At 39.0% G+C, this 11,954-nt stretch carries 10 protein-coding genes; 4 read left to right on the top strand and 6 right to left on the bottom strand.

Annotation, left to right across the window (positions count from 1 at the left end; translation table 11 throughout):
• Positions 1-45 precede the first annotated feature (45 nt).
• The 5 genes from V5739_RS14315 to V5739_RS14295 all read right to left on the bottom strand — a co-directional run bounded on the left by V5739_RS14315 (position 46) and on the right by V5739_RS14295 (position 5,427).
• The gene (locus V5739_RS14315; RefSeq protein ID WP_266069181.1) at positions 46-1,440 is read right to left on the bottom strand and encodes a nucleotide sugar dehydrogenase; all 1,395 of its coding nucleotides are present in this window, start codon (positions 1,438-1,440) and stop codon (positions 46-48) included.
• 141 nt (positions 1,441-1,581) lie between these two features.
• Entirely contained in the window at positions 1,582-1,749 is a 168-nt protein-coding gene (locus V5739_RS14310) for a four helix bundle protein (RefSeq protein WP_266069193.1), read from the bottom strand.
• A 293-nt stretch (positions 1,750-2,042) separates the two neighbouring features.
• The gene (locus V5739_RS14305) at positions 2,043-3,323 is read right to left on the bottom strand and encodes a nucleotide sugar dehydrogenase (RefSeq protein ID WP_266069182.1); all 1,281 of its coding nucleotides are present in this window, start codon (positions 3,321-3,323) and stop codon (positions 2,043-2,045) included.
• Positions 3,324-3,332: 9 nt separating this feature from the next.
• Positions 3,333-4,328, bottom strand: coding sequence for an SDR family oxidoreductase (locus V5739_RS14300; protein WP_266069183.1), 996 nt, complete (start codon positions 4,326-4,328; stop codon positions 3,333-3,335).
• Between the two features lie 94 nt (positions 4,329-4,422).
• On the bottom strand, positions 4,423-5,427 hold the full coding sequence (locus tag V5739_RS14295; RefSeq protein ID WP_266069184.1) for a LacI family DNA-binding transcriptional regulator: 1,005 nt from the start codon (positions 5,425-5,427) through the stop codon (positions 4,423-4,425).
• Positions 5,428-5,538: 111 nt separating this feature from the next.
• Between V5739_RS14295 and V5739_RS14290 the strand changes: the two genes are divergently transcribed.
• The 4 genes from V5739_RS14290 (at position 5,539) to V5739_RS14275 (ending at position 7,557) form a co-directional block, all read left to right on the top strand.
• Entirely contained in the window at positions 5,539-5,682 is a 144-nt protein-coding gene (locus V5739_RS14290) for a hypothetical protein (RefSeq protein WP_423818712.1), read from the top strand.
• Between the two features lie 88 nt (positions 5,683-5,770).
• Positions 5,771-6,094, top strand: a complete 324-nt coding sequence (locus tag V5739_RS14285; RefSeq protein ID WP_266069186.1) for a phosphoribosylpyrophosphate synthetase — start codon at positions 5,771-5,773, stop codon at positions 6,092-6,094.
• Positions 6,095-6,159: 65 nt separating this feature from the next.
• Positions 6,160-6,651: a Dps family protein gene (locus V5739_RS14280; protein ID WP_266069187.1), complete on the top strand. Its 492-nt coding sequence runs from the start codon at positions 6,160-6,162 to the stop codon at positions 6,649-6,651.
• Positions 6,652-6,657: 6 nt separating this feature from the next.
• Entirely contained in the window at positions 6,658-7,557 is a 900-nt protein-coding gene (locus V5739_RS14275) for a mechanosensitive ion channel family protein (RefSeq protein ID WP_345598371.1), read from the top strand.
• A gap of 659 nt (positions 7,558-8,216) precedes the next feature.
• Here V5739_RS14275 and V5739_RS14270 read toward each other — a convergent pair.
• On the bottom strand, positions 8,217-11,939 hold the full coding sequence (locus tag V5739_RS14270) for a metallophosphoesterase (protein ID WP_423818711.1): 3,723 nt from the start codon (positions 11,937-11,939) through the stop codon (positions 8,217-8,219).
• Between the last annotated feature and the right edge of the window lie 15 nt (positions 11,940-11,954).

The raw sequence follows: 11,954 nt of genomic DNA, 5'->3' as shown, positions 1-11,954 counted from the left end.
ATAGATCTATCTCTTTAATAGGTTTTATGATCCTCTTTCCCTTTCTTAATTCCCAATGGCATAGAATTCAAACCCAATCTCTTTCTTGGTTTTAGGCTCTAAAAGTCTTCTCCCATCGAACAAAAATGCAGGTTTAAGCATTTGATCATAAATCTTTTTCCAGTCAAGTTGTTTGAATTCATCCCATTCTGTAAGTACAGCTATGGCGTGTGCATTATCACAGGCTTCATAAGAAGATTTCACTACAGTAACCCCTTTCCGGTTGGCATCTCCACTTCGGCTTCCGAGGTAATCAAGATCTGAATAGATCTGTTCTTCTGTCACTTTTGGATCATAAACCACTATTTCTGCCTGTTCATTCAGAAGATAATCTGCGACATAAATAGCTGCAGATTCACGGGTATCATTGGTGTCTTTTTTGAAAGCCCAACCTAAGATAGCAATCTTTTTCCCGGCCACTGTATTATACATCGTCTGGACCATATTAGCTGCAAAACGCCTTTTTTGATGATCATTCATAATGATCACCTGCTCCCAATAGTCTGCCACCTCCTGGAGATTATATGTTCGGGCAATATAAACGAGGTTTAAGATATCCTTCTGAAAACAAGAACCTCCAAAACCTACAGAAGCTTTAAGAAATTTAGGCCCTACCCTACTATCCATCCCCACAGCTTTGGCAACTTCATTTACATCTGCTCCGGTCTTTTCACATAATTCTGAAATTGCATTAATAGAAGAAACCCGCTGTGCAAGAAAGGCATTTGCAGTAAGTTTAGACAATTCTGAAGACCACACATTGGTAGTAAGAATCTTTTCTTTAGGTACCCATGATGCATAAATATTAACCAGGGCTTCCATAGCCTCCCTGCCTTCTTCACTCTCAATATCACCTCCAATTAAAACCCGATCAGGACTTTTCAAATCTTCAACCGCTGTACCTTCAGCTAAAAACTCTGGATTAGAAAGAATTTGATATTTAACACCATTCCCAGTGTTATCAAGGATATTCTTTAAAGCAGCTGCAGTTCTAACTGGCAATGTTGATTTTTCAATGACAATTTTGTCATTTTTGGCAACTGCAGCAATTTGCCTGGCACAAAGCTCAATATATTTGAGATCGGCCGCCATTCCTTTTCCAATCCCGTAGGTCTTGGTGGGGGTGTTCACCGAAATAAAGATCATATCGGCTTCATCAATAGCTTTATCTACATCTGTGGAAAAGAACAGGTTTTTATCTCTTGTTTCCTTAACAATAGAAGAAAGACCGGGTTCATAAATAGGAATCTTCTCTACATCGGGATCATTCCATTGTTTAATCCTTTTTTCATTGATATCAACAACAGTTACTTTAACACCCGGACATTTTTCAGCTATTACTGCCATTGTGGGGCCACCAACGTAACCGGCACCAATACAGCAGATGTTTTTTATTTTCATTTTAATTATAGTTAATTGGTGATTGGTTAATTAGATTACCTCCTTCTATCCTAATCAGCCGTTTAATTCATTCTGTTTTCTTAGATATTTTATATAACCATTCAACAACCTTATACAGGGGTCGGTTAAATTTTTTATTCCTTATAAAACCTCTTCTGTTATATAGCTCCAGGAACGTGCTTCAATAGCATGTTCTAAAATTTCAGCCACGGATCCCCGGGCATTCAGAAGAAATTTGATGTTTTCTTTGTAATGAAAACTCCACCATCCTTCAGCAATATTTGCAGTTGCTGAGTAGGATGCCCTCAATAATTGCAACCGCAAATCGAATTTTTCAGAATCCGGTAAAGTTGTAATAACCTTTTCTTTTTAAAAGCTTCAGCTCAAAACACTTCTTCCAGTACTCCAATTTTTCAAAATTGTCAGCCATTGGTTCGAATTAATTAGTTAACGGATAAATTAGTTAAGTGGTTTTATTTTTCTAACAAGATATCTTTACTAATCAATAAGATCATTCTCTAGTCCGGATTTCCCCACCACTAATTAGTTCATCCCAAATCACCAACCCCCACTTAACCATTCCCTTATTGACTAACCACTAATCACAGCTTTTTATCACACTTTTTACCCAAGACTCCTTTAACATCATAAACCACCGTTTGTCCATTCTTCAATTTATCCAAATCTAAATCGAGAAATTCCTTATGAGCTACCGCGAGTACCACAGCTTCAAATTTTTCCTGCGGAAGATCCTTGGTGGTAGTGAGTCCGTATTCATGCTGCACTTCCTCAGGATCGGCTAATGGATCATAAATTGTGACATTGGTACCATACTCCTTCAGGTTCTTAATAACATCAACAACTTTAGTGTTACGGACATCAGGACAATTCTCCTTGAAAGTTATACCCATAACAAGAATATTCGCCCCTTTTACCTTTTGATCATTCTGAAGCATTAATTTAACTACTTCCGAAGCTACGTACTGCCCCATAGAATCATTCATGCGCCTACCCGCCAGAATGATCTCGGGATGATAGCCTATCTCCTGTGCTTTTTGCGCCAAATAATATGGATCTACACCTATACAATGCCCACCAACAAGCCCGGGTTTGAAAGGAAGGAAATTCCACTTGGTACCGGCAGCTTCAAGTACCGCCTGGGTATCAATGTTCATCATGTTAAAGATCTTCGCCAGCTCATTTACAAAAGCAATATTTATATCTCTTTGAGAGTTTTCAATAACCTTTGCTGCTTCTGCCACCTTAATAGTAGGCGCGAGATGAGTTCCGGCTGTAATAACTGAAGCGTAAAGCTCATCTACCTTTTTCCCAACTTCGGGTGTTGATCCTGCAGTCACTTTTAGGATCTTTTCAACCGTATGTTCCTTATCTCCCGGATTTATCCTTTCAGGAGAATAACCTACAAAGAAATCCTCATTGAATTTAAGTCCGCTAGATTTCTCTAAAACAGGGACACATTCATCTTCAGTAGCTCCAGGAAATACTGTCGATTCATATATCACTATATCACCTTTTTCTAATACCTTCCCAACAGATTCACTGCTCTTGTACAAAGGTGTAAGATCGGGGCGGTTGTTTTTGTCAACCGGAGTCGGTACGGTGATCACGTAATAGCTACAATCTTTAATATCTTCCAGATTTGCACTACAAAAAAGTCCATTATCTTCTGAAGGACTCTCTTTAAGTACAGATTGAAGAACATCATTCTCCACCTCTAAGGTGGTATCCTTTCCCTGACGTAGCTCTTCAACTCTTTTTTTATTAATATCAAATCCTACAACAGAATATTTTGTTGCGAATAATCTTGCCAACGGCAGGCCGACATAACCAAGTCCTACTACAGCTATTTTTTTATTTTTCATATTTACTTTCTATAAATTCTTATAATACCAGTCCACAGCTTCTTTTAGCCCAGCTTCTATTTTGTATTGTGGATCATACCCTAATAAAGTTTTAGCTTTATCAATAGAAGCCAGGGAATGCGGAATATCTCCCGCTCGATTTGGGCCATACTCAACTTCTACATTAGCAATCTCTGGATCATATTTTGAAAGGTATTCTTTAAGTAGCTGGGTCAACTCCTTGAGATTTGTCCTGTCGCCTACTGCAGTGTTATAAACCTGATTTAGTGCTTCTTTATTGTCTGTAGTCAAAGCAAGCAGGTTCATTTGAATCACATTGTCTATGTAAGTGAAATCCCTGGAGTAGGTACCATCTCCATTAATGACCGGACTCTCGTGATTCATAAACTGAATTACGAACTTAGGGATCACAGCGGCATAAGCACCGTGAGGATCCTGTTTTCTTCCAAAAACATTAAAATAACGAAGCCCAACAGTGTCCAATCCGTATGTGGAATGAAAGATATCGGCATACAGCTCATTTACGTATTTTGTAATAGCATAAGGTGATAAAGGTTTGCCAATGTGATCTTCAACCTTCGGAAGTGCTTCAGAATCGCCATAAGTAGAAGAACTGGCTGCATAAACAAACCTTTTAACCCCGGCATCACGCGAGGCTATCAGCATATTGAGAAAACCTGAAATATTTACATCATTACTGGTTATTGGATCATTTATAGATCTTGGAACAGATCCTAATGCCGCCTCATGTAAGACAAAATCTACTCCGGAAACGGCCTTTTTGCAATCCTCAAGGTTACGAATATCTCCTTCTATTAAAGTGAAATTTTCATGATCTTTAATTGCTGAAAGATTCTCTCTTTTTCCAGTTGCGAAATTATCGAGACATACTACATTGGCATTTAAATCCAGGAGCGCTTCACATAAGTTAGAGCCAATAAATCCTGCACCACCTGTAACTAATACTTTTGAAGAACTGAGCAATTCAAATTGTTTGCTGTTCATTAAATGAAATTTGGGTTGGTTTAAATTTTACGTGCCAAAGGTAAAATTTTCATAAAAGGTATTTACTAATTTCCTCTTAAAGAACTTCATTATTTTAAAATTGAGTCGACTCATAATGCACCACTTCTGTTGCAATGAGTATCTTTTCTTTTGGACCCGTATTTTTTTTATTGATTCGGTTGATAAGGATATCCATCGCCTTTGCTCCAATCTTGTCGGGAGATTGATCTACAAAGCTAACAGAGGGAGTGAGATATTTTGCAAGCCCCCCACGAATAAATCCAATTATTTTAAGGTCTTCTGGTATTCTTAAGCCATTCTCAAAAGCCAGTCTATAGGTAAGCATGGTACTGTCAAAATCACTACATAAAACCGCTTCCACCCTATCTTCCAATAGCATCTTAAGAGTCTTTTCTTTCAAACTTTGCAAGTTGGCTGAATTTGCTAAATAAAAGGTATCATCTTCCCTTAAAGCATTTTTATAACCTTCTATTCGGGCTTTACCCACACCCATATGATGCACAGAGGTAGCCAAACCTATCTTTTTCAATCCTTTATTTTGAAGATCCCGTGTGGCATCATAAAATACCTTTACATCATCTATTCCTACTTTATCTACAGGCATATCAAAATCAATGCGGTCGTAAAGCACAACCGGAATATCATATTGAATGATATTTTTAATATGTTCAAAATCCTTTTTTCGTTGTGTTTCTTCGGCTATAGCAATAAGAACACCATCTACAAAACCGGCAGTTAGCATCTCAGATATTTGCTTTTCCCGATCATGTGATTCATTCGAAATATAAGTGATCACCTGTAAACCCTCTCGTTGTGCACGCGCCTCCATTCCTGAAAGCACTTTAGCAAAAAAAGAATTTGCTATATTTGGAATCAGCACACCAATCGTTCCGCTTTTACTGCTTTTTAAATTGACCGCAGTTGGATTAGGACGGTATTTATGAAGGGCAGCAAGTTCTTTCACCCTTTCAATTGTTTTCGGACTAATCTCGGGACTGTCATTTAAAGCTTTCGAAACTGTCGAAACAGAAACGTTCAGTAATTTGGCCAATTCCTTTAGGGTAATTCTGGTTTTCATTTAAAAAGCATATAGGGGTTAATTACAAATTTAATAAAGCCGGGTGAAATTCTGCATTTTTTGTTTCAAACTTAAGGGCTTTTTTATAAATTATAGTAAAGTTGCGTAAAAATGAAGTTTTTCAGAAGTGATTGGTTCTATATTATTGCTGCTCTCATCACCATCTTTGGCATCATTATGGGGTGGTATTTCTTTTTCTTTTTAGCCATACCTCTTGGACTATGGGATTTCAGCAAAAAAGATGACAGGAAGTAGCTGCGTTAAATTATTACTAATCCAGCGCATATCCTTGCAAACACCAAATTAGGAGCGTAATTTAATCCTGAACCAAAATAAGCGCATAATGAAACAAAAAGGAACCCTATCACAGACTCTCAACATGCTTCGCACCGAAGAAGGATATGAAGAAGATTTCAACCTTCTCGATGAGGAACTCAAATCTCCTGAAGAAAGAGAAAAATTTCTGTCTCAGGATTTTGTTGTAGATGAGGTCTATCGGTTTGAAGGCCCTTCAAATCCCGGTGATGAAGCTACTTTGTATGCCATCACAACTTCTTCGGGAAGAAAAGGAGTGCTACTTGATGGGTACAACTATTCTTCAGGACAAATTTCAGAAGAATTACTTAAAAAACTGGACCTCAAGAGCAACCGTCCTACTTCAGAATAAGCTTGTATATACAGCATAATTATCGTATATTTGAATAGTAAATAACAAAACCATAAATAAAAACTATGAGTTACTTAGGTTTAGACGCCAAAGAGACGTCAAATACAGTTCAGGAACTTAATGTTCTTTTAGCCGATTATCATTTATATTATCAAAAACTTCGCAATTACCACTGGAATGTAATTGGTAAGAATTTCTTTGACCTTCATGAAAAATTTGAAGAGCTGTACGATGACGCTAAAATAAAAATTGATGAGATCGCAGAGCGCATACTTACTTTAAGATACCAACCCACCAGCAATTTAAGTGAATATCTAAAGAAATCTAATCTAAAAGAATCAGAGTCAGATCTTTCCGATTCAAAGATGATTGAGAACCTGCTTAAAGACCATGGCACAATCTTAAAACAAATGCGACAGGTAGTGCAGGTAGCCGAAAAAGGAGGCGATGAAGGTACTATAGACCTTATTGGTGCTTATATTCGGGAGCTTGAGAAGACCAGCTGGATGTTAGATGCCTGGAAAATGAAAACTGCAGAACAACATAAGCCGGTATAAAACTAAATGTCGCAAGAAGAATTTGACATACAAAATTCCGTAGAAGGAATTTGGACGAAATTAGGCGAATGGCTGGATTCTATAATCCTGGGTTTGCCTAATTTCATTTTGGCCGTTCTGGTCTTTATCCTTTTTGTCCTTGCTGCCAAATACCTGGGAAAACTTCTCGATAAGCTTCTCAGGTATAAAGTAAGACAGGCCTCTATACGGGAGATCACCATTAAGATCCTCAAGGTAGTAGTCATTGCCATAGGTTTCTTTGTTGCCCTTGGGCTACTCAATCTAAATACTATTCTCACTTCTGTACTGGCTGGTGCCGGGGTCGTGGGTTTAGCTGTAGGTTTGGCACTGCAGGGCACACTAAATAATACCTTTTCAGGAATCCTGCTAAGTTTTCTTCCGGAGTTACAAATTGGCGACTGGATTGAAAACAACGGTTATGCCGGAAGGGTCGTGGAAATCAACCTGAGAAGTATCGTCATTAGGGAAGCCGATAATAATTATGTTGTTATCCCCAATTCCCAGGTCATAGACGCACCTTTTAAGAATTTTTCCCGTACCTCACGTTCCAGGATCACTGTGAGTTGTGGCGTGGCTTACAATTCTGATCTTGAACTTGTAAAAACCATTACACTAAATACAATCTCAGAACTTTTTCCTCAAAAGAAGGGAGAAGAAGTAGAGTTTATGTACAATGAATTTGGCGACAGCTCAATCAATTTTGTAGTGAGATTCTGGAGTGCTGCAACCAACAACAGGGACATTCTTTTTGCCAGGAGTAGTGCGATTATTGCCATTAAGAAAGTGTACGATCAACACGATATTAATATTCCTTTCCCAATTCGCACACTCGAATTCAACAACAGACTCAATATTCAAAAACCTTCTGCGGAAGGAGATGCATAATTTCTCATTTAAAAGGTTTACCCATCTTACCCTTCAAAAATGGTAAAAACACAAGGCATTTTTGGAAGTTGCCAAGGAGAAGGTATTTTTAAGCTGAAACTCTTCAAGTGTAAGCACATTTTTGAACCTGAAAATCATAACTGCTGAAAAAAAATTCGAGCCTCACCCTTCAAAAATGGCAAAAACGTAAAACATTTTTGGAAGTTGACCGGTAAGAAGCTATTTATAGGAAAAACAGAAACTGAAAAATTAACTACGCCTGTTTTCCAAGCCTAAAATTGATGTGGCTTCGATAATCTATAATTTCCCCTTCAAAAATGTCAAAAACTAAAGGTATTTTTTGAAAGTTGCCAAGGAGAAGCTATTTCTATGCTGAAAACTCTTCAAGTGTAAGCACATTTTTGAACCTGAAGATCATAACTGTTGAAAAAACACGAACCTCACCCTCCAAAAATGGCAAAAACAGGAAGCCTTTCAAAAATGATTAATTCACTTTTCAACCCGCATTCTATACTTTAAAATGCAGGCTGAAAAGCTATTTTTGTATCTCCAATCTTTACTTCATCGTCTTCACTTGTTCATAAGAATGGCTTCAGCTATCCTGTAATATTCAGGGATCATCCTTCATATATTCAGAATCTATTTTACTTCCGTAGAAATTAGAAGCTCATACCCACACTAAAACTGAAACGCAGTTTTTCGCCTCCAGTAAACAGATTTAATTTAGCCGAAACAGCCTCTGCCCCTGTCACCCATAATCCGCCGCCATAGCTATCATGCCACAGGTTGCTGTCTTCGCCATCAAGCCATACCCTACCAAGATCGTAACCTGCAAAAACACCTAATTGAAAAGGCACAAACGAGGTCTTGAATTCGTCAAAACTATATCTCAAATCGTTACCCCAAACAAAAGCACTTTCACCAGAAAATCTTTCTTCTCTAAAACCTCTCAAGCTTTCTGCGCCACCTATTGTTGCAGCCTGGTAGAATTCAAAATCGTCTCCCCAAAGCACTTCGGCATTCACCCGAGAATTGATTACCCACTTATCATTACGGCTCACGGCTTTGTAGAATTCGAGATATGGTGCGACATATCCATAAATATTGTCAGTTTCACCTGTATTTATTTTTCCGCCGCCAATGAATTCGAATTTCATACCATTAGTAGGATTAAGGATGTCATCATAACTTTCGTATCTAAAAACGCCTTCAAGACCGGCAAAATACTGGCGGTCAAAAAAGTTGGTGTCCTTCATGTATGATTCAGAAAGAAAACGATTTGTACTTTCCTCGATCTGTACGCCTTCAAAAGATGCAGTTAACTGATAGTAACGACCAAAAGGGGTATTTTTCACAATACCGGCTTCTCCACCTATCCTGCTAATGCGCACACGGTTGAATTCTTTGCCCAATTCCTCTTCAAAATTTTCTGTCTCATTTCCCATTCCGAAGAAATTACGGGTGTAGCTGGGATTCGTAAAATGTGCTTTTAACAGGAAGTTATATCCGCCAAAAACATTAGCAAATTCACCCCGGTACCTTAAATCAAAACTTTGAGTGGCAAAATAATACCCGGCCCTAAACTTATGTTGAGCGGTAAAAGGATTCCTGCGGAAGCCATATTTACTGAAAGTAGCGCTTAGACCCACCTGGAAGCCATCATCTGGATTGTATCCCACGGCGGGAAGCACAGAACTTGATGAATAAACCTTACGATCTTTATCGAAGACATTCACTTCATAGTCATCGGTAAAGGTAATATCTGCACCATCGTTGATCTCTACAGTATTAGGAAGAGACTCGTGATCATAGACCTTAACTTTTTTGCCATTTTTGATCCTGTAAATATCGTTGTTTTGCCCCCCGATGATCCTTACCAGAATTTTTGCAGGTGCATCTCCAGAAACCTCAAATATATCATCATCATCAAGACCATAGACCCAGAGTTCACGCGTTACATTGGGATCATAAACCCTACTGCTCACAACATCGGCCTTTTTACCGTCTTTGATCCTGTAAATTATTACCCGGGTTTCTCCTTCAGGAAGACGTTCAATTTCGATATGATCATCTTTATCTGTTGCGGTGATCATAGTAAACTTCACAAAGTAATTATAATACCTTTCAGCAATGTCAACAATATTATTTCTTCTAGCCTTCAGGTTTTTAATAATCCGCTGAGTGGCTTCTCCCTGGGTTTCCTTCGGAAGTTCTTCAAAAGCTTCTTCAATTACTTCATCTGTAATATGCTCCTGCAGGTATTTTGCCTGCTGTAGCCACTCTTCCTTTTGAGAATTCTGGATAAGGCTCCTGTCCAAACCAACTGCAGCCGAATTGAACCATTCGATATTGCTGATGTCTTCATCATAAACAGCAAATTGATTGGCAAAACCTGTCAAACCTCTTAAGGTATTAAAGAAGGCCCCGTCAAAATTTGAAAAAACCTGATCTCTATCGCGGGGAATTGGCTTAAAGAAATGATTCCCTTCTTCGTCTTCAATTTCGGCCCACCGCCATTGATCTTCGTGCCTGTCCCAATCGCCTACCAGCATGTCAAAAATTCTTGCTCTTATATATGCAGCTTCGTCCAGGGTATATTTTTCATCACGTCGCAACCGCTCAAACACGCCCGATGTACTTTCTATATCGTGGTTGGGGCTGCCAAAAGATTCATATCCAACCCAGCCCTCTTCGGGGCGCTCCACGATCATATAAAGCTCATCTCCATATTCGCTGTTGAAATCTCCCAAAGCTTTTTGCTTTGGGACGTAAAATATTTGTGGATTGGTATGATAAATTCCAGCTGCATCTGATAATTTAGGAATAGCCAGGAAGGCATAAGGGTGGGCAGAAGTATAAAAGTCTTTAATCACATCTTCTGCAAGAGTATTTTCAAACTTTGTCTCTACAGGCGTGTCCTTATAGGCCACCGTTTGAATAAATTGCACGGCGCTTTTCTCGAGAGCTCTAAGGTTATAATCTCTGCCCTGGGCATCTTTTAATCTTAGAGAACGGGTTTGATGCCCCCCTCCGGCACGTTCTACTGTGAGTCCGCCATACAAAGTATCTAGAATGGCAACAGGAACTTCTACCTGGGTTCCATAAAGATCCCTGTACCTGTCACCCCAAATACTTTCATAAGTAGCTGACACATCAGTATCTGCAGGTTTATACACCGAGGCCTTTATAGTTTGTGGAAAAGAAGTTGATAATGTGTCGGTACTAAAAGGTTGCGGCGCAGCGATGACTTCTTTTTGGTATAAAAGCTTTGGTTTCTTTTCTTCACTGCCATAGACGCTTACCCATGAAGAACCATCTTCAAAAATATCAAGAGCGGCAAAGCCCTGGCCTGAATAGGCAAATAAACCATCGCTCCCCAGCCCCACATAAGAAGCCTTGGATGCTGAGCCCGAAACAATCTGCTTTACCTTGTCGTGCTCTATATATTGTAAGGAGTGATCATGCCCTGAAACAAACACTACATTACCCCACCGGGAAGCAATAGTTTCAATGCGTTTTCGCATTCCTTTATATCTCTCATTTTGAAGATCGGTGCTGGTAACACCTCCTGTTGTTCTAATAAAATTCGCCAGAGTACCAAGAATGGGCAGGGGCAGTTTTCGTTGTGTAGGATATAAATGGTTGGTTAAACTAAAGTTTCCGCCATGTAATCCATTAGTGTATAAAGGATGATGAATTACAAAAACAACCGTCTTTGTCTGATTTTTCTTTAATTCACTATCAATTTCCTGAAAAAAGGCTTCTCTGGTCTTTATTTCGTCACAATCATCGTTGATCTTAGGATGTTTATCCCAATCTTCGAGGAACCACTGGGAATCGGCCACCAGCACCTGAATATTCTCTGTTACCTCAATAGAAGTCAAGCCACAACCGGCTTCAGGAAAGAACACATCCTCTCTCTCCAGCTTCTCCCTAAGATAATCGGCCTGGCGTTCCAGCCCAACTAATCCCTGTGCATACCAGTCGTGGTTGCCGGGTACAAAGAAGAGGTTGCCTTCATAGTTCTCTACAGCATCTATTTGAGCATCAATACGGTATTCCATGAGCTCTCTTTCGGGATGATCTTCGGAAACCAGACCGGCGGGATACACGTTATCACCAAGAAAAATAGTGTAGTTACCTTTCTGTTTAACAGAATCTATATAGGTTTTAAAAGCAAGTAAAGCTTCTGAAGAACCTCCCGGAGGTGAATAACCTCCATCTCCCAATAAATAAAAAGATTTTTCGATCTCCTTTTCCTGGGGATAACCAAAATCTTCTGAAGGTTCATCTTTGGCAAAGTAAAGCTGATTAATTTGTGGTGAACAGCCTGTAATTGCAATAAACAGGGCCAGTGTTAGAAATATGTTATTTTTTCTCATACAAAATTATTGGGG

Source organism: Salinimicrobium sp. TIG7-5_MAKvit, assembly GCF_049569215.1.
Taxonomy (GTDB): Bacteria; Bacteroidota; Bacteroidia; order Flavobacteriales; family Flavobacteriaceae; genus Salinimicrobium; species Salinimicrobium profundisediminis.
Note: the sequence above shows the minus strand (reverse complement) of the source record. Positions and strands in the feature narration are given on the sequence as shown.

Bases quoted from the DNA above. Each gene is read 5' to 3' on its own strand.
- V5739_RS14300 (WP_266069183.1), bottom strand. From the start codon at position 4,328: ATGAACAGCAAACAATTTGAATTGCTCAGTTCTTCAAAAGTATTAGTT.
- V5739_RS14280 (WP_266069187.1), top strand. From the start codon at position 6,160: ATGAGTTACTTAGGTTTAGACGCCAAAGAGACGTCAAATACAGTTCAG.
- V5739_RS14295 (WP_266069184.1), bottom strand. From the start codon at position 5,427: ATGAAAACCAGAATTACCCTAAAGGAATTGGCCAAATTACTGAACGTT.
- V5739_RS14270 (WP_423818711.1), bottom strand. From the start codon at position 11,939: ATGAGAAAAAATAACATATTTCTAACACTGGCCCTGTTTATTGCAATT.
- V5739_RS14275 (WP_345598371.1), top strand. From the start codon at position 6,658: ATGTCGCAAGAAGAATTTGACATACAAAATTCCGTAGAAGGAATTTGG.
- V5739_RS14305 (WP_266069182.1), bottom strand. From the start codon at position 3,323: ATGAAAAATAAAAAAATAGCTGTAGTAGGACTTGGTTATGTCGGCCTG.
- V5739_RS14285 (WP_266069186.1), top strand. From the start codon at position 5,771: ATGAAACAAAAAGGAACCCTATCACAGACTCTCAACATGCTTCGCACC.
- V5739_RS14315 (WP_266069181.1), bottom strand. From the start codon at position 1,440: ATGAAAATAAAAAACATCTGCTGTATTGGTGCCGGTTACGTTGGTGGC.
- V5739_RS14290 (WP_423818712.1), top strand. From the start codon at position 5,539: ATGAAGTTTTTCAGAAGTGATTGGTTCTATATTATTGCTGCTCTCATC.